This window comes from Accumulibacter sp. (assembly GCF_029255145.1).
In the GTDB taxonomy this organism is placed as follows: domain Bacteria; phylum Pseudomonadota; class Gammaproteobacteria; order Burkholderiales; family Rhodocyclaceae; genus Accumulibacter.
In genome coordinates, this window is record NZ_JAPUVQ010000012.1 from 1 (window position 1) to 18,890 (window position 18,890).

Annotated in this window: 10 protein-coding genes and 2 pseudogenes; 3 read left to right on the forward strand and 9 right to left on the reverse strand. The window is 63.2% G+C overall.

Features of this window, described 5'->3' with window-relative positions:
* From Q1L50_RS00980 to Q1L50_RS00990, 3 genes and pseudogenes are all read right to left on the reverse strand, one after another.
* A pseudogene (locus tag Q1L50_RS00980) lies at nucleotides 1–868 on the reverse strand (hypothetical protein); the annotation flags it as partial.
* A complete protein-coding gene (locus tag Q1L50_RS00985; protein WP_300335245.1) occupies nucleotides 865–1,770 on the reverse strand; it encodes a hypothetical protein in 906 nt (301 codons plus the stop codon). The pseudogene Q1L50_RS00980 and the gene Q1L50_RS00985, both read right to left, overlap by 4 nt.
* Nucleotides 1,767–3,875, reverse strand: coding sequence for a DUF3696 domain-containing protein (locus Q1L50_RS00990; RefSeq protein ID WP_300335246.1), 2,109 nt, complete (start codon nucleotides 3,873–3,875; stop codon nucleotides 1,767–1,769). The genes Q1L50_RS00985 and Q1L50_RS00990 overlap by 4 nt, the downstream gene beginning before the upstream one ends.
* Nucleotides 3,876–4,092: 217 nt before the next feature.
* Between Q1L50_RS00990 and Q1L50_RS00995 the strand changes: the two genes are divergently transcribed.
* Nucleotides 4,093–4,899 (forward strand): Fic family protein, encoded by an 807-nt coding sequence (locus Q1L50_RS00995; RefSeq protein WP_300335247.1) that lies wholly within the window; start codon nucleotides 4,093–4,095, stop codon nucleotides 4,897–4,899.
* 370 nt (nucleotides 4,900–5,269) lie between these two features.
* Here the strand turns inward: Q1L50_RS00995 and Q1L50_RS01000 are convergent.
* Nucleotides 5,270–5,723: pseudogene (locus tag Q1L50_RS01000) on the reverse strand (efflux RND transporter permease subunit); the annotation flags it as partial.
* A 177-nt stretch (nucleotides 5,724–5,900) separates the two neighbouring features.
* Between Q1L50_RS01000 and Q1L50_RS01005 the strand changes: the two are divergent.
* Both Q1L50_RS01005 and Q1L50_RS01010 read left to right on the forward strand, forming a co-directional pair.
* The gene (locus tag Q1L50_RS01005) at nucleotides 5,901–7,400 is read left to right on the forward strand and encodes an extracellular solute-binding protein (RefSeq protein WP_300335248.1); all 1,500 of its coding nucleotides are present in this window, start codon (nucleotides 5,901–5,903) and stop codon (nucleotides 7,398–7,400) included.
* A 12-nt stretch (nucleotides 7,401–7,412) separates the two neighbouring features.
* A complete protein-coding gene (locus Q1L50_RS01010) occupies nucleotides 7,413–10,037 on the forward strand; it encodes an EAL domain-containing protein (RefSeq protein WP_300335250.1) in 2,625 nt (874 codons plus the stop codon).
* Between the two features lie 126 nt (nucleotides 10,038–10,163).
* On the opposite strand, the gene Q1L50_RS01015 is transcribed toward Q1L50_RS01010, so the two are convergent.
* The 5 genes from Q1L50_RS01015 to Q1L50_RS01035 all read right to left on the reverse strand — a co-directional run bounded on the left by Q1L50_RS01015 (nucleotide 10,164) and on the right by Q1L50_RS01035 (nucleotide 18,871).
* A complete protein-coding gene (locus Q1L50_RS01015; RefSeq protein ID WP_300335251.1) occupies nucleotides 10,164–13,322 on the reverse strand; it encodes an efflux RND transporter permease subunit in 3,159 nt (1,052 codons plus the stop codon).
* A 1-nt stretch (nucleotide 13,323) separates the two neighbouring features.
* Nucleotides 13,324–14,727, reverse strand: a complete 1,404-nt coding sequence (locus Q1L50_RS01020) for an efflux RND transporter periplasmic adaptor subunit (protein WP_300335252.1) — start codon at nucleotides 14,725–14,727, stop codon at nucleotides 13,324–13,326.
* Between the two features lie 185 nt (nucleotides 14,728–14,912).
* A complete protein-coding gene (locus Q1L50_RS01025) occupies nucleotides 14,913–16,205 on the reverse strand; it encodes a TolC family protein (RefSeq protein ID WP_300335253.1) in 1,293 nt (430 codons plus the stop codon).
* 118 nt (nucleotides 16,206–16,323) lie between these two features.
* Complete coding sequence (locus Q1L50_RS01030; RefSeq protein ID WP_300335254.1) at nucleotides 16,324–16,665, reverse strand: copper-binding protein; 342 nt, start codon at nucleotides 16,663–16,665, stop codon at nucleotides 16,324–16,326.
* A gap of 229 nt (nucleotides 16,666–16,894) precedes the next feature.
* A complete protein-coding gene (locus tag Q1L50_RS01035) occupies nucleotides 16,895–18,871 on the reverse strand; it encodes an acetoacetate--CoA ligase (RefSeq protein WP_300335256.1) in 1,977 nt (658 codons plus the stop codon).
* Nucleotides 18,872–18,890: the final 19 nt, after the last annotated feature.

The window sequence follows — 18,890 nt, forward strand, 5'->3', positions numbered from 1 at the left end:
GCCGATCGGCGCCGTGACACTCAACCCGGAGCGTGACGAAGTCGTCTCTGCGGCCACCGCTCGCGCAAAAAGTATGCGTTTGGCAACATGAACTCAGGCGACAACTACCTTGACATTCACCGGTGTAGACCTGCTCGATCTGACTCAGCAGATCGCCGCGGTTAATCCACGCATCATCCTTGGTCAGGATGTCTTTTGGCGTCAGCAAAACGAAGTCATTGCCGTGAATCGGGAGGTTGTATGTGCCACGCATCCAACGACGCTTATCGTAGTCAAAGGCGATTTTCTCGACAGGAAAATCACGCCTGAACTCGGGACGAATGTGCTCTATCGCAAAGGCCTGCGTGTATTCCAGCAGAAAACTCTTGATCAGATTGGCCGTAAAATCGCTGAGATGATCTCGACCAACGCCGTCGCCGAATAGACACAGCTTTTCCAAGTGGCTGCCACGGGTGATGGACTCACTCCCGAAATCGCTGAAGACATGATGCAAGTTACGTCGCAGATTGCGCCCAAAATCGGCACCAAGGCCGCTTCCGCTGTTCCCCGTTTTGCTGAAGCCAAGCCAGTTCTGCTTGACCTCGGGAAAACGGAACCAACTGTCAAGCAACCCCGCTGAAATGCTCTCATCTGCCGACGCATCGCGAAGGAACTTCAAATATCGAATGATTTCGTCATGTAACGCCTGATATCGTGCCTCTTCGCTGTCAAACAACAGAAAAGGATCAATGAACAGTGGCAGGTCGTTGATTAGCGAAACATTGAATGCGCCATATTCTTCCAGCGTCTCCGGCGTGACGCCAAAGAAGTCCGAAAAGTAGATGCAGGCTAACTTTCCGCTACCGAATTCACCTGCTGGTAACGTCATGGAAGCACCCGGGTTCCGACCACAACCAAATCATCGACGAAATCGAATGCTGGCTGTTCACTGCAATACTGACCCCATCGGGCGCCGTAGAGAGTTGGTTCAAGTAGGCTGAGATCATCAGTCTGTGCATGGCCGCCTTCATCGAGACCCCAAGCAAGGCGCACACCGCCTCGTTCAGTCAATATGTAGCGGTTGTGCAATCCTTCCCCGCCGACTCGTTCGCGCCAACGAACTATCCTCAATGAAACACCTGTCGGAATTCGTTGCGGCAACTGTCTTTGGCACTCTTTCACAAAATCAATGACCTCTGGCTTGAAGGCGGTGTGGAATTCCACTCGCTCCATAGCGAGACCGACCCGACGCGGAAAACAGGCTTCCAGAAAGGCCTTCAGAGTATTTCGCACTCTCGCCTTGTAAGGGTCGAAGTGCGGATCAATAAAGATGACAGACTTGGCTGCACGAACAATAGGGGATACCGCCGCCGCAAGCGCAGCAGCATCACGGGAAACAATGCGTTCACGCTCTATTGCCCAACGCGGCGTGACTTCATCGAGATCGTCACAAGCTAATATCCAGTCGTGGTCTTGTGGATTTGTATGCGCGATGATGGCGTGGAAAGGCTGTCTTCCGTGCTCACATTCCGCGTTGACGAGCCAGCCTTGGTTGCCGTCCCACTGATGAGTTCGCGGCAGCATTTTGTCGTCGATACCCTGCAACCTTACTTCGATGCGCTTTCGCTCGATATCACTGGCTTCACTCGCCGCCTCATAAACCATCGCCTTCCAGCGCTTTGGATAACGAGATATAAGACGGCCTTGGCAAACGCTGAACTTCTCGGTGAGGTAACGGAATCGCTCCCAGTCGTCCAACAACCCAGGATCAAGGGCAAATTCATGAATCATCCAAATAGTTCCTCCGCCCGTTCATCGAAGAAACCCTTGGGCCAGCGCGTGGTGAATTCGCCCGTCGCGTCGATTGGTAGCGGAACAAGCTCAACCCCTTCCTCGCCAATCTGCACATACACCACACTGACATCATCCGGCATAAGCGCAAACGCTCCGGGCGGCAACTCGCCCTCTGCCGTTTCGCGTATCCGCCGCAACAGACGCAGGATGAGGTGCTCGCTGTGGGTCTCGATCAAGAAGTTGATGCCATGCTCTTTGGCTCCCTTGATCAGCAGATCGCCGAGGCCGACCTGGACCGCCGGATGGATATGCAGTTCAGGCTGTTCGATGGCTACCAGCGAGGCCGAAGGTTCAAGCGCTGCCACCACTACAGGCAGTACTTGAGAAATGCCGATGCCGACGTCCCGAGGCTGAACGCGCATGCCGGTTCTGGCATCGATCAGATGGAGGCGCTGCTTCTCAGGGGTCATTTCCAGTTGGCGCAACAGGTCGGGATCGGTGCGGACTCCGGCGTCCGGGTCGGCTGCACGCATCAGCCAGTTCAGCGTTCCGACGTCGACTTCCTTGAAGCCACGCCGTTCCACCTCATAACCTGTGGCAAGCCGGAACTCACCGGCCATCCATGCGCTTACCTCCTCCACCAGAGAGGCATTGCCGGTCAGCAGCGTTTCCCACGCAGCGGTGCCATCGGCCCAGCGTGCTTCATTGGGAGTAAGCGAAGCTTTGAAGTCACGTTCGGGAACGTTACGAATCGGACCGAGATAGCGCAATTTTCGCAACTGCTCGCGGATCAGCACCCCTGGCCCGACAACCAGAGACGAGAGAAAGGCTATGAATTCTCGGGCGATGTAGATGTTCGCCGAACCGCCGCTTGTGGTGGTTGGAATGGAGAGCAATTCGCCGAGATGCGGCAAAGCACTGTCGAAGCCTGTCAGCCACTGGCGCAAGCCTTGACCAGGACGTTCCATGCCAGCGTTGCGCACGGCCGCGAGAACAGAAGCGAGAACCGAATAGGCGTAATTGTCTTCCGCTTTATTTGTCCCAGGCACTGCCGTATCGATTGGCGCATCGCCAAGGTCACGCTGATCGACCCAGTCATCCAGCGCAACGAACATATCAAGCTCATCCTGCGTGTGATAACGCAGAAAAATGGGATTGTCCTTGTTCAAGCGGATAGAAACGTCGCGCCCGTCCTCCGAGGCTGTAATGCGCGCCACCCATTCACCGTTGATTCCTGCCTCATAGCCCAACACAACCGCTGTCTGCCGCACTGCGCTCCAACCCATTTCCAGTTGGACGCTCACCGCTTCAACCCTGTCGCGGGTTTCCTGCACCAGTTTGTGGAATTCCCAAATGCTTTCCTCGTCCTGGGTCTGCCCTGCCTGCCATTCCTCCCAAGGCTCCGGCGTCAGATCCGGCAGGCTGGCGCGGTTGAGTTCCAGTTCCAGCTTGACGCGGATGCGGCGCGCGAGGTCGCGCTGGTGGACGAGATTGCGAAATCCACCGAGATCGATGAACTCACCGCCATGGAGCGTACGATCCGAATTGGCGTTGCGGCGCTCAAGCACCTCGCGCATGTATTGCAGGGTTTGCAGGATGGTGCTCTTGCCGGCGCTGTTGGCGCCGAACAGCAGCGTGACGGGTGCCAGTTCGACGCGAACGCGCTCTCCTACGCCCTTGAAGTTTTCCAGTTCGATGGCGGTCAGCCGTGGCGGCAGATCGGCGCCTTCGCGTTCGCTGCCGGCCGGCGTGTCGAAGAACTGGAGGAAGCGGGCCAGCGCCTCCAGCGAGTCGGCTTCCAGCGCCCGACCATAGGGCGTTTCGCCTTCGCCGCGGTGCTTGCGCCTGGGGAACTGGCGCATGTTGCTGCCATGGCGGAACTGATCGGGTTTTGGGCAGGCGACGCCCGGCAGGTTGAGGAAAGGCTCGAACTTCAGGCCGGGATGGATCGCCACCTGGATTGAGGACGACAGGTCGCGTTCCTTGTAGAAGTAAAGGAATTGGCCAGTGGTCGGCGCCTGATACTCGTCGAGCTTGGCCGTGTCGCGGGTACGGGCGTAGCGCTGCGCGGTGAAAACTTTCCTGATTGAATTGACGTCCATCGCCTTTGCTATTGTCCTTATAGTTGGCCGTTGAACGCTCTCTGCGCAAGCGAACTGAATAGCTCGTTGGCTTGAGCTCTACACCCGGCAATCACCCCAGCGCCTCAAGGCCTTGCGCGAACATGCACTGATCGAAAGCGCAGTCTCGTCGAACCGCATCGAGGGCGTTTCCGTTGAGCCTTCACGGGTACGTGATGTACTCGTATCGCCCAAGCCGATGTTCCGGGATCGCGACGAAGAAGAAGTGCGCGGTTACCGCGACGCCCTGACCTGGTTCCACCAGGATGCCCAGCGCCTCCCGGTTGCCAACGAAACCATCCAGCGGCTCCACGCGATGACGCGGGGACAGATCTGGGATGCTGGTCTGTACAAGGAGAAGGATGGCGACATCATCGAGCGCTATCCCGATGGGCACGAGCGGGTGCGCTTTCGCACCGTGCCGGCAAAGGAAACGCCGGCAGCCATGGCCCAGTTGGTCGGCAACTGGCAGGCCTGCCTCGAAGAGCGCTGGGTTCCTCCGGTGATCGCGTTGGCCGCGTTCAATCTCGACTTCCTGTGCATCCATCCGTTCCGCGATGGCAATGGGCGGGTGTCCCGACTGCTTTGGCTGCTGCAGAGCTACCAACTGGGTTTCGAGGTCGGCCGCTACATCAGCCTTGAGCGCCTGGTCGAGCAGAACAAGGACCGTTACTACGAGACCCTGGAACTGAGCTCGCAGGGCTGGCACGAGGGTAAGCACGATCCGTGGCCCTACATCAATTACGTGCTGTTCATTCTCAAGAGCGCTTATCGTGAGTTCGTCGAGCGCGTTGGGGAAACCTCGGAGCCACGGGGATCGAAAACCCAGATGGTGCTGGAGGCGATCGCCAGGATGCCGGGAGCCTTCTCCCTGGCCGACCTGGAGCGTGCCTGCCCGGGGGTGAGCCGGGACATGATCCGGCGGGTGCTCAATACCCAAAAGGGGCAGTCCGTCGACTGCATCGGCCGAGGTCCCGGTGCGCTTTGGCAGAGAAGGGGTAATTAGCGTGAAAGGATGTAATAAAGAGGGCAATGTCCTCAAGGAGCCGGGAACGGGGAGGCAAGGCGGCCAGGCTGGCGTTGGAAGAGGCTGCGCCCGCCGCGGGGGAGGCTACTTCACCGGCCAAGACCAGAGTCGGAGGGCGAATGGCGCTCCCAGTCGAATATAACCTCCCTGAAAAACCCAATAGTCACCTGCAGGTAGCAGCGAACCGCTCTTGCAACGGACCTCCGCAGCCGCCAAGCCGTCGCCGGCGCGACAAGTGACTGAGCGAAGTACCGCCAGGTCGGCCGCAACTCTTTGCCAGGCCTGGAACTTCGCGCCACGGCTGCTCGGCTGCTCGGCCTGTCGGCTGATGACTCTCTCCGAGCCAGGCGGCGTCCCTGACGCAGGAGCCGACGTCGCGATCGCGGATGTCGACGAACACGTAGGCCGCGAGCAGCGCGTTCTCGGTCGTGATTCCTGGCGGGCCGTTGCGCAGTTCGATGCTCGCCAGTTGTCCGATCGGAATCATGCCGGCGGCGCTCGGAACGAAGACCTCGCTGGGGATTTTCTGCGGATCGTCGCGTAGCGCGCGGATAGCGTACGCTGACGTTGTGGCGCTCGAGCCCTTCGACGGCGGTGGTCACCGTCGCGCCGCCGAGGGCACTGCCGATCACCTGCTGAAAGTCGCCGACGGTGATCCGGTAGCGCGCCAGCTGATCGCGCTTCGGGGTGATGTCCAGGTAGTAGCCGCCGGTCACCCGCTCGGTGTAGGCTCTCGAAGTGCCTGGCACGTCTTGCACCGCCTGTTCGATCTCGCACGCGACCTTCTCGATCTCCGCCAGTTCCGGCGGTTTGTCACAGCCACGTGAGGACTGGCGTGCCAGCATAGAGAGTATGTAGCGCAACCTGGGTCAGGAAGAACAGGTAGCCGAAAAGAACCAGAGAACATCGCCTTGAGCGCGACCATCAGGTCCGATGTCACTTCGGCCTTGCCGCCGACCGAATAACGCTAGGAGTACATCATGCCGGTTCCGTCGGCTGTTGCACCCAGGGGCCTGTTCAGCAGCGTCCTCGTTGGTCTGCTGACCCTGACGCTGGCGCTCCTGCCCGCCGTTTCCTGCCTCGCCGGCGAACAGGCCGAGCGTGCCGTTGCCGCCGTCAAGCAATTGATCGCGTCGGGCAAGGTCAGGCCCGGCGCAGTCATCCGGCTCAATCTCAAGCAGGGAAACATCGCTGCCTTCATGGGCCGCGACAATGAACTCAAGGACGACTGGGAAAGAGCCACGGGCATCCTGCTCGACACCGTCGTCGTGCCACAACTTGCTTCGCGCGAATACATCCGCAAGGCGCGCGACGTCGATATCACGATTGCGCGCAATCACGAGTATCCCGACCTGCTCGACGAGGGTCTGATCGAGGACCTGACACCGCTGCTGCAGAAGTTCGGGTTCTCGCTGCCCGAAGACACGACCAGCGGGTACATACTGCTGCGTCAGCAGGCCTATCTGGGGGACCGTGTCGTCGCCATCCCGGCGGACCTCGATGTACAACTGATCTACCTGCGCAAGGATCTGCTCGAAGATCCCGCCGAAGGCAGACGTTTTCGCAACAAGTACGGTCGGGATCCGGACGTTCCAAAAACGTGGAAGGAATACACGGAACTTGTCAGCTTCTTTAACCGCCCGCAGGAAGGCGTCTATGGCGCTCTCGAACCTCGTGAAAAGCTGACCGCCTGGATGTACTGGTTTCCGCGCTACGCCGCGTTCGCCGCGCCCGGGCAGTACCTCTTCGATGAGCGGATGAAGCCATTGATCGACTCACCCGCCGGAGTCGCCGCGACCGAAAGCTGGCTGGCGACCATTCCTTTCTCGCCACAGGAGGTTAGCGGCGAAGGCAAGGACTACAACTACACCTTGCCTTATTTTCTGCGTGGCAAGGGATTCTCGACGCTGATCACGCCAGCCGGCGCCAAGATCGCCAACCTTGAGCAATCGGCGATCAAAGGCAAGGTCATCGCTGCTCCGCTTCCCGGCCGCTTCGTCGGCGATCGCCTGCTGCGCCGGTCGACGATCATGTACGGCAATAACCTCGTCCTGCCGCGATCGGGCAAGAACAAGGAACTCGCCTTCCTGTACGCGATGTGGCAGACCGACCCGGACAACTCCATTCGCTCGGTACTGGTCAGCGGCGGCTTTGCCGACCCCTACCGATACAACCACCTGACCAACGCCGAGATACGCAAGGTCTACTCGCCACAGGCGCTCGACGCCTTGCGCGCGGCACTGCCGGACACCTTGCCGGCCGGTACCGGTCTGCCGGGCGACGCGGAGTACCTGGCGGCTCTCGGGCAGCAACTCTGGCTCGCGGCGACGGGATCTCAGAGTGCGGGACAAGCCATGGCAAGGACCGCGCATGAATGGGAGGCCATCACGGAACGTCTCGGGCGCGAGCAACAGATCGCGCACTGGAAGAGTTTCCGAAAGAACTTCCCGGGAGTGGTCAATGACTACAAGGCTCGCTGATTGGACAACGAGATGAGGCGCAGCCGGCGGCTGACCATATCGCGACAGCTGACGCTGGGATTTGGCGCCGTTGGCTTGCTGGTCCTGGCTCTGGTCGTGCTGGGCGAACTGGTGGTGCGCGACGCCGCCGAGCGCCTGGAAACGACGCTCAACCAGCAGGTCAGGCCGCTTGCCAACCTGAATCGACTGCAGGCCCGCATCAACCGCATTCGAGTGATTGAAATAGAAATCCCGAAACTGACCGACTACTTCGGCGTAACGTCCCACGTCGCCCAGCTGAGCGCCGAGATGACGGATTTCTCCAGCGAACTCGCTGCGCGCACCGCCCGCCTCGTTGCCGAAGACGAGCTTGCGGCCAGACGGTTGAGCGAATCGTGGGCACGCTACCGTAGCGACCTGCTCAAGGTCATCGACCGTGCCGAAGCGATGAACCTGACGGAGGCGGAACGTATCTCGATGTTCGAGTCCGCCGCCCGCTTCCGTTGGCTCTCCGACACCCTGCGGCAACTGGCCGAAGACACCGAGGCCCACGCCAGCGAGGGCTTCGAGCGTGCGCTCAGCGAACACCAGAGCCAGCGCCGCATATTGCTCGGCATTTCCGGCGTCGGCCTGCTCATCATCGCGCTGCTGGTCTTTCTGCAGGCCCGCTCGCTCTCCAGCCGCATTTCCAGGCTCGGGGCCGCAGCGCGGGAAATGGCTGAGAACCGCACTGACCGCCCGCTGCTGGCCACCGGCAGAGACGAACTCACCGACCTCGCAAACGCATTCAACGTCATGCAGGAGAAAGTTCACGCCCGGGAAGGCAGCCTGCGCGAGGCCAACGCCCGGATGGAAGATCGCGTCGACGAACGGACGCGCGAGCTGAATGAATCAAACATCCTCCTGCGACGGGAAATCGACGAACGCCAGTTCGCCGAAAGCCGCCTGCGGCTGGTATCGGAGGCCATCCAGCACAGCCCGGTCGGCGTCATGATCCTTGCCGTCGACGGCAACATCGAATACGCGAACGCCACGTTGCACGAGATGACCGGGCTCACCTTGAGCGCCCTCCGCCCGCATCTCGCCGAGATCGTCTGCGGCCAGTCGTGCGGCGCCCGTGAACTCGAAAACGCGTTGAATGCAGTTCGACGTACCGGTGAATGGCAAGCGAACGTCGAAGGCAGGCGAAACGACCGGGCTTACTGCCAGCATGTTCGCATCTCGCCGGTTACCAGCAACGACCAATGCGTCACGCATTTCCTGGTGGTGCACGAAGACATCACCTTGCGTCGCGAGCAGGAGCAGCAAATCCTTCACCAGGCGCAGTACGACAATCTTACCCACTTGCCGAATCGCCTGCTGGCCATGGATCGCCTGGGCCAAGCCATCGCCGTGGCGAACCGCGACGGCGGCCAGGTCGTAGTGATGTTCATTGATCTCGATGATTTCAAGAAGGTTAACGACTCGCTCGGACACGGCACCGGCGATTCGCTGCTCGTCGAGGCCGCGACCCGACTCGTTGCGACCACCCGCGCCGAAGACACGGTGGCAAGGCAGGGCGGCGACGAATTCCTGGTGATTCTCGGCAATCTGCACGCCAGCGGCGACACCCAGATGCTGGCAATGAAGATCATCGGCGCCTTTGCACCACCCTTCCTGATTGACCAGCACGAACTGTTCGTCTCGCCAAGCATTGGCATCGCCGTCTACCCGACCGATGGAGACTCACCGAGTACTTTGTTGCGCAATGCCGACGTTGCGATGTACGAGGCCAAGGACTCCGGCCGCAATACCTTCCGCTTCTTCAATCAGGATGTCCACGATCATTCTGTCCGGCGTCTTTCGATGGAACATCGGCTTCGTAACGCCCTGGCCCACGATGAATTGCGCCTCTTCTATCAACCGTTGGTCGAGGTTGCCACACGTCGCGTTATCGGAGCCGAGGCGCTATTGCGCTGGGAAAGTCCGGATTTCGGATTGCTGGCACCGGATTCTTTCATCCACATCGCCGAGCAGACCGGGCTGATTGTCGAAATCGGCGATTGGGTCATCCAGACCGCCTGCGGCGAATTGCGCAAATGGCTCAATAGGCACGACCAGCCCATGCAAATGGCGGTGAACGTTTCGCCACGGCAGTTTCGCGACAATCGAATCACCGAAACGATACGCAATGGTCTGGATCGGCACCGGCTGCCACTCGGCGCTCTGCAGATCGAGGTCACGGAAGGTCTGCTGATCCGAAATCGGAGTGAGGTGCTGGAAATCCTGCTGGCGATCCAGGCCCTGGGGGTGCGCATCGCCATGGACGATTTCGGCACCGGCTATTCCTCGCTCAGCTACCTCAAACGCTTCCCCTTCCACACCCTGAAAATCGACCGCGAATTCATTCGCGACCTCGCCGATGACGGTGACGACCACGCCTTGGTCGCTGCCGCCATCCGTATGGGCAAGAGCCTGGGCTTGCGCCTTGTCGCCGAAGGCGTAGAAAGCGAAGAGCAATTACGAATCCTCGCCAACCTTGGATGCGACTCCATTCAGGGCTACTTGATCGGCAAACCCGTTCCAGGCGAAGACTTCGTCCATTCCTGGCTCGACCGCGCGGAACGGCCCGCCTCCCCGCCGCAGGACGCGGCTCCAGCGGCCGGGCCAAGGCATTGAGTCATCGTGCTGATTGGCCAGCCGCCGCAAGCCACGGCGAAGGCCAAGTCGGCGAGCAGCGGTTGGCGCGATGGCTGCGGCGCGACGGACCTCCAGCGAGGACTCTCGCCGTCGCACGATCGCCAGTCAGCTTGCCTTCAGCGGCAGTATCGGCGGCTTGGCCAGCGCGCGGCGCAACTGCCACTGCTTGACCAGCGCGTACAGCGCCGGGATGACGCAGAGCGTCAGTACCGTCGACGAGACCATGCCGCCGACCATCGGTGCGGCAATGCGGCTCATCACCTCCGAACCGGTGCCGGTCGACCACATGATCGGCAGCAGGCCGGCCATGATCGCCACCACGGTCATCATCTTCGGTCGCACGCGTTCGACGGCGCCTTCCATGATCGCGTGGTACAGATCGGCGGCAGTCGGTTCGACGCCCTCGGCGCGGCGTCTGGTGGTAATCTCCTGCCACGACTGGTCGAGGTAGATCAGCATCACCACGCCGGTCTCGGCAGCGACACCGGCCAGCGCGATGAAGCCGACGGCGACCGCGACGCTCATGTTGTAGCCGAGCCACCACATCAGCCAGATGCCGCCGACCAGCGCGAAGGGCACCGAGAGCATGACGATCAGCGTCTCGGTCAGGCGCCGGAAGTTGAGATAAAGGAGCACGAAAATGATCGCCAGGGTCAACGGCACGACCACCGCCAGCTTGGCCTTGGCGCGCTCCATGTACTCGAACTGACCCGACCATGTGGCGTAATAGCCGGGCGGGAAACTGACCTTGTCGGCGACTGCTTGCTGGGCGTCCCTGACGTACGAGCCGACGTCGCGATCGCGGATGTCGACGAACACGTAGGCCGCGAGCAGCGCGTTCTCGGTCTTGATTCCCGGCGGGCCGTTGCGCAGTTCGATGCTTGCCAGTTGTCCGACCGGAATCATTCCGGCGTTGCTCGGAACGAAGACCTCGCTGGCGATTTTCTGCGGATCGTCGCGTAGCGCGCGCGGATAGCGTACGGTAACGTTGTAGCGCTCGAGCCCTTCGACGGCGGTGGTCACCGTCGCGCCGCCGAGGGCACTGGCGATCACCTGCTGGAAGTCGCCGACGGTGATTCCGTAGCGCGCCAGCTGATCGCGCTTCGGCGTGATGTCCAGGTAGTAGCCGCCGGTCACCCGCTCGGCGTAGGCGCTCGAAGTGCCTGGCACGTCTTTCACCGCCTGTTCGATCTCGCGCGCGACCTTCTCGATCACCGCCAGATCCTTGCCGAAGACCTTGACGCCGACCGGCGTCCGGATGCCGGTGGACAGCATGTCGATGCGCGCCTTGATCGGCATCGTCCAGGAGTTGGCCAGGCCGGGGAACTTGAGCGCCGCGTCCATCTCGGCGATCAGCTTGTCGACGGTCAGGCCCGCCCGCCACTCCTTCTCGGGCTTGAGGTTGATCACCGTCTCGAACATCTCGATCGGCGCCGGGTCGGTGGCGCTGGCGGCACGGCCGGCCTTGCCATACACCGACTCGACCTCGGGGAAGGTCTTGATCACGCGGTTGGTGGTCTGCAGCAGCCGCGCCGCCTCGGTCACCGACATCCCCGGCAGCGACGCCGGCATGTAGAACAGCGAGCCTTCGTTGAGCGTCGGCATGAACTCCGAGCCGATGCGGCTGGCCGGCACGACGGTCACCGCCATCATCACGCCGGCCAGCAGCAGGGTGACGATCTTGTTGCGCATGACCCACTGGATGATCGGCCGATAGACCCAGATCAGGAAGCGGTTCACCGGATTCTTCTGCTCGGGCATGATCCGCCCGCGGATGAAGAACATCATCAGTACCGGCACCAGCGTCACCGACAGGACCGCCGCGCCGGCCATCGCGAAGGTCTTGGTGAAGGCCAGCGGACTGAACAGCCGGCCTTCCTGTCCCTCAAGGGTGAACACCGGCAGGAAGGAGACGGTGATGATCAGCAGCGAGTAGAACAGCGCCGGCCCGACTTCCTTGCAGGCGCGGATCATGGTCGCCGCCCGATCGTGCCGGGTGGCGTGCGGAGGCAGGTGTTCGAGCCGCTTGTGGGCGTTCTCGATCATCACGATGGCGGCATCGACCATCGCCCCGATGGCAATCGCGATCCCGCCCAGGCTCATGATGTTCGATCCCATGCCGATGCTGCGCATGGCGATGAAGGCGATCAGGATGCCGATCGGCAGCGTCAGGATGGCGACCAGCGCGCTCCTGACGTGCATCAGGAAGATCACGCAGACCGCGCCGACGATCAGGCTTTCTTCGAGCAGCGTCCATTTCAGGTTGGCGATGGCGCGCTCGATAAGCGTCGAACGGTCGTACACCGGAACGATTTCGGTGCCTTCGGGCAGGCCCGGCAGCAGTTCCTCGATCTTGGCTTTGACGTTGGCGATGACGTCGAGCGCGTTCTGGCCGAAGCGGGCCATGACGATCCCCGAGACGACCTCGCCCTCGCCATTCAGTTCGGTGATCCCGCGGCGGCCGGCCGGGACGATCTCCACCCTGGCCACGTCGCGCACCAGCACCGGCGTTCCGCCGTCGCTCTTGAGCACCAGCGTCTCGATGTCGGCGACGCCCTTGAGGTAGCCGAGGCCGCGGACCATGTATTCCTTCTCGGCCAGTTCGACGACGCGGCCGCCGACGTCGCGGTTCGATTCGCGGATCACCTGCGACAGACGCGCCAGCGAAACACCGTAACTGGCCAGCCGGTGCGGATCGACGGTAACCTGATACTCCTTGACGAAGCCGCCGACGCTGGCCACTTCGGCGACGCCACCGGCCTTGGTCAGCTGGTAGCGGACGTACCAGTCCTGGACGCTGCGCAGGTCGGCCAGCGATTGATCCTTGCCGGTCAGCGCGTACTGGAAGACCCAGCCGACGCCGGTGGCGTCGGGGCCGATTTGCGGCGCGACGCCCTGCGGCAGCTTGCCCTGTACCGAGCTCAGGTACTCCAGCACCCGCGACCGCGCCCAGTAGATGTCGGTACCGTCCTCGAAGATCACATACACGTAGGACGCGCCGAACATCGAGAACCCCCGCACCACCTTGGCCTTCGGCACCGCCAGCATGGCCGTGGTCAGCGGATAGGTGACCTGGTCTTCGACGACCTTCGGCGCCTGCCCGGCGTAAGGCGTGAACACGATCACCTGCACGTCGGACAGGTCTGGAAGCGCGTCGAGCGGCGTTTTCTTGACCGCGTAGACGCCAGCAGCGACGATCGCCAGCGTCGCCAGCAAGACCAGAAAGACGTTGCGCGCCGACCATTCAATCAGCCGATCGAGCATCTCAGTGGCCCTCGTTCGCGCTCTTGGCCGCCTTCTCGATGCGCGTGATCACGAACTCGCCGTCGCCCCGGTCCTCGAACTCGAAGCGCATCGGCGTACCGGGAGCGATCCCCTTGGCCACTGCGGGGCTGGCCAGCCCGAAGTCCATGGTCATTGCCGGCCACTGCAGGGCCGGGATCGGCTGGTGCGTGACCGAGACGCTGTTCGACGCCAGGTCGAGCGAGTCAATCGATCCCGTCGCCTGATACGATTTCACCGCCGTCTTCGCGCCCTTCGCGCCCTTCGCCGGGCTCACCGGCTGGGTGGTATTCGTGGCATCCGGCGCCGTGAAGGTCGACAAGGCGGCCTTCAGGTTGCTTTCGGCGTCGATCAGGAAGTTGGCCGCGGTAACCACTTCGTCGCCGGCCTCGAGTCCCTCGCTGATCTCGACCGCTTCGCGGCCACGCCGACCGATCTTGACCGCTTGCGGTTTGTACCTGCCCTCCCCCAGCACCCGCAGGACGACCTGGCGATCGCCACTATCGATCACCGCCGACGCCGGCACCGTCAGCCGCGGCGCGTCGCCAGCGGTGGCGATTTCGACATGCGCGAACATCCCCGGACGCAGCAAGCCATCGTGATTCCTGAGTTCGAGCCGCACCGGCGTGGTCCGCGTCGCGGCATTGAGGGTCGGGTAGAGGTAAGTCAGCCGGGCGTCGAAGCGCTGCTCCGGGAAGGCGTCGATGATCACCCGCGCGGCGTCGCCGAGCTTCACCTTGGCCAGATCCTGTTCGTAGATGTCGGCGATCACCCAGACCGTGGACAGATCGGCGATGCGGTAGATCGCCGTGCCGGCCATGAAGCGCATGCCCTCGACGGCCTTCTTTTCGAGCACCACGCCGCTGGCCGGTGACGAAAAGGTAACGATCGCGGCCGGCGAGGCGGCGGCCCCCGCGACCTTCCAGTTGCGTAGCCGTTCGCGAGCGGCCTCGGCGAGGCGCCGGGCGCCGTCGCGCGCCGCCGGATCGGCATCCACGGTGCGTTGATCGAGTTCCTCGGCAATTCGCAGCTCTTTCTGCGCCGAGACCAGCTCCGGGCTGTACACCGAGAACAACGCCTGTCCCTTGCTGACCGGATCACCGGTTGCGCTGACGTAGAGCCGCTCGATCCAGCCTTCGAAGCGCGGCGCCACGTCGTGCACCCGGCGCTCGTCGACCTCTACCCGGCCGACTGCGCGCAAGGCTGCATCGAGGGCGCGCACTTCGGCACGGGCGGTCTTGACCCCCAGCGTCTGGAGACGCGCCGGGCTGACCTTGACGACGCCCTCGCCGTCGCGTTCGTCGCGTTCGTCGCCTTCGTAGACCGCGATGTAGTCCATGCCCATCGAATCCTTCTTCGGTTCGGGCGAGGTATCGGGCAGACCCATCGGATTGCGGTAGTAGAGGATCTTTCGCGCCTTGGCGCCGGTGTCCGCGGCCGCACCGGCAGCATCGCCCGCTGCAGGCGTCGTGGTGGCGGCGGACTGCTGTCTGCCGACCCAATAGCCGCCGGCCAGCGCGACGGCGATGGTCGCGATCGCGGCGACGGCCAGGGCAATTCTTAAACGGCGGTTCAGAGCGGTGCTCCGGTCAGAAGTTCAAGTTCGGCCAGGCGAACGGCGGTGTCCACGTCGGCGTCGAGCAGCGCCAGACGGGTGCGCAGGACCTGCCGCTCGGCGTCGATCAGGGTGTTGAAGTTCACCCGACCGCTTTCGTAGCCCGACTGCGCCGATGCAAAGGTCGCGCGCGCTTGCGGCAGCAGCGTGTGCTGCAGCAACCGTGCTTTGTCACGGCTCGCCTCGAAGGCCGCGAGGGTCTCGCCGAGGCGCCCGGCGAGACGCGTTTCGGCCGCCACCACGCGGCCATGCGCTGCCTCCAGCTTGCGCTCGGCCTCGCGCTCCTGGGCGCGGCGCGACGACTGTTGCAGTGGAATGGTGAAGCCGACCATCACTTCCCAGTTGTCGGCGGCGTTGTACGGACGGTTGTTGGTCAGCCCTACGGCGAAGTCAGGATAGCGGTTCAGCCAGGTCAGCTCACGGCTCTTTTGCGCCGCGACGACGCCGAAGCGCTCGCGCGAAACCTCCGGCGAACGATTCCGGACCTGTTCAAGCAGCGCCTCGTACGACACCGCGACGGGAACCGGCGGCAGGCGATCGGGGTCGGCCAGCGGCGCGTCGCCGGCGCGTGCCAGCAGAGCGTTGAGTCTGGCGGCGCTCTCGCGCCGCCGGCGTTCGGCTTCGACCAGATCGATCTTGACGCTGGTCAGCTCGCTCTGCGCGCGCAAGGCGTCTTGCTGCGGCACCAGGCCAACGCCGTAGCGGGTCAAGGCAATCTTCTCGATGGCATAGAGCAGGGACAGCGTCTCGCGCAGGATGCGGATCTGGCCGCTGGCCTGAAACTGCCGGGCGTAGGCGGTCTTGATGCGGTTCTCGACTTCGAGCACGGTCCCGTCCTGCATCGTTTCGACCTGCCCGGCCTGGGCCTCTGCCACTTCGCCGCGCAGCCCGCGCTTGCCCCAGAACGGCAGCGGCTGGATGAGGCGGTAGCGCGTATTGCCGACCTGGCCCGGCAGCAGGGAGGGAGACCGTCCGGAATTCACGGTGTTGGTGAAATCCATCAGTTCAAGCTCGAAGCGTGGATCGGGCAGTGCCGCGGCCGGCTCGACGCGTTCCCGGGCCGCCTGCGCCTCGAACGTGCTGACGCCAAGGTCGGGGTTGTGCTCGCGCGCGTAGCTGAGCAAGCCGGGCAGCGAAGCGCCAAGCAGCGGCTGTGCGCCCTCCTGCGCATGCGCCAGTGCAAGCGGCCAGGCGAACAAGACGACGAAACTGCTGGCGACCGCACGGCGCGCGGCGGCCAGGCGGGGCATGGAAGAGATCATCGGTCAACAGTCCCGAAGGCAGCGTCTGGGTGGGTCAAACGGTCGAGCAGGTGACGCGGGTCAGGCCGATCCGGGTCTGGCGAACCTGCCAGGACGGTAGCGGCCGCTACTTCGCCAGTTCGATGGCGGTGACTGTCAGGGCGTCGCCGACCTTGTCCGCAGTGAAGCTTACCGCATCGCCCGCCTTGACCTGGTCAAGCATCGCCGGGTCGCCGGCGCGGAAAGCCATGGTCATAGGTGGCATCCCCAGATTGGCGAGCGGACCATGCTTGATGCTGATTTTCCCGGCGGCTTTGTCCACCTTCTTGACAGTGCCTTGGGACGATGCCGCTGTGACCCTGCTGGTGCTGCTTGCCGCCTGGTGCTGGTGGTCATGCTCGGCGGCGGCAACGACCGGGTTGGCGAGCACCAGGGCCAGCAGTGAAGCGGCAGGAAACAGGTAGTTCATGGCGTGTCCTATGGGCGAATGATCAAAAAATGCAGACAGGTACCCGAGGGGGTCGCCTGGCCGAAGGCTTCCGTCGAACGCGCAATACCGCCTCGGGAGCACGGCCGCCGATGATGCGCATTCGACGCCGTCAGAAAGCTGACCAGCCGATTACATTTCTGTAATGCGGCTCGGCGATCAGCAACCGCCACGGCCCGCACCCGGCCAGAGGCATGGCCGTCGACCCGCCTCAACTCTGCAACTCAGCCCGATTCCTGAAGAACTCCAGCGCCTCGGGGTTGGCAAGAGCTTCGACGTTCTTGACTGCGCGCCCGTGAACCACGTGCCGGACCGCCAGTTCGACGATCTTGCCGCTCTTGGTACGCGGGATGTCGGCGACCTGCAGCACCCGCGCCGGAACGTGCCGCGGCGTGGTGTTCTGGCGGACCTGCTGCTTGATGCGGTCGATCAGAGCCTGATCGAGGCTCGCGCCCTCGCGCAGCTTGACGAACAGCACGACGCGCACGTCATGCTGCCACTCCTGGCCGATCACCAGCGACTCGACGACTTCCGGCAACTGCTCGACCTGACGGTAGATTTCGGCGGTACCGATGCGCACGCCGCCGGGGTTGAGGACGGCGTCCGAGCGGCCGTAGATGATCATCCCTTCGTTGGCGGTGAGTTCGACGAAGTCGCCATGGCACCAGATGTTGGCGAAGCGATCGAAATAGGCGGCGTGATACTTGCTGCCATCGGGGTCGTTCCAGAAACCGACCGGCATCGCCGGAAATGGCGCGGTGCACACCAGTTCGCCACGCTCGCCGCGACCGGCCGGAATCGGCCGACCGTCGTCGTCGAAGACGTCGACCGCCATGCCCAGGCCCCGGCATTGTAGCTCGCCACGGTACACCGGCAGGATCGGGCTGCCAAGTGCGAAGCACGAGAGGATGTCGGTGCCACCGGAGATCGACGCCAGCAGCAGGTCGGCCTTGATCTCGCGATAGACGTAGTCGAAGCTCTCGGGGGCCAGCGGGCTGCCGGTCGAGAAGATCGCCCGCAGCTGCTCCAGCCGGTGCGTTTCGCGCGGTTGGAGAGCGGCTTTGGCGATCGCGTCGATGAACTTGGCCGAGGTGCCGAAGTGGGTCATGTGCTCGGCGTCGGCGTAGTCGAAGAGGATCGTTCCGGCCTTGCCCGAGGCGCCGGCGGCGAACGGCGACCCGTCGTAGAGCAGCAGCGCCGCCTGCGACGCCAGGCCGGACACCAGCCAGTTCCACATCATCCAGCCGCAGGTGGTGAAGTAGAAGATGCGGTCGCCGGGATTGACGTCGCCGTGCAGCTGGTGTTCCTTGAGGTGCTGCAGCAGCGCGCCGCCGTGGCAGTGCACGATACACTTGGGAACGCCCGTGGTGCCCGAGGAGAACATGATGAACAGCGGGTGGTCGAAGGGCAGCGACGCGAACTCGATGTCAGCGGCTGCAAACGGCGCGACGAAGTCGGCATAGCGCTGGCCATTGCGGATTGCCGCGACGTCCGGGGAATCGTCGAGATACGAGACGACGACGCAGCGTTCGACCGTCGGCATCTGCGCGGCGATTTCGGCGTTCCTGGCCAGGCAGTCGACACGCTTGCCGTTATACCAGTAGCCGTCGACGCAGAGCAGCACTTTCGGTTCGATCTGCCCGAAACGGTCGAGAACGCCCTGGACGCCGAAGTCGGGCGAGGCCGACGACCAGATCGCGCCGAGCGAAGCCGCCGCCAGCATCGCGATCAGCGCCTCGGGCATGTTCGGCAGGTAGGCGGCGACGCGATCGCCGCGGCCGACGCCGGCTGCCCGCAGCGCCTGCGCGAAGCGCGAGACCTGCGCGTACAGATCGTGGGTCGAAAGACGCCGCTTGACGCGGTCTTCGCCCCAGAATACGAGCGCGTCGGCGTCGTCGCGCCGGCGCAGCAGATTGCGTGCGTAATTGAGCCGGGCTTGTGGAAACCAGCGCGCGCCCGGCATCCGGTGGCCGTCTTCGAGAACCCGCTGGCCGCGCTCGCCGAGCGCGCCGCATTCGTCCCATACCGCAGTCCAGAACGACTCGGGCGCGGCCACCGACCAGCGCCAGAGGCCGGCGTAATCAGTGCAGCCGGCGTGCCAGCGCGCGTTGACCGCCGCCATGAAAGCGCCGATCCTGGCGGCCGCGATGCGTTCGGCGCTCGGGCGCCAGAGAGCTTCTTGGTCCATCCCCCTCCTCCTTGCTGTC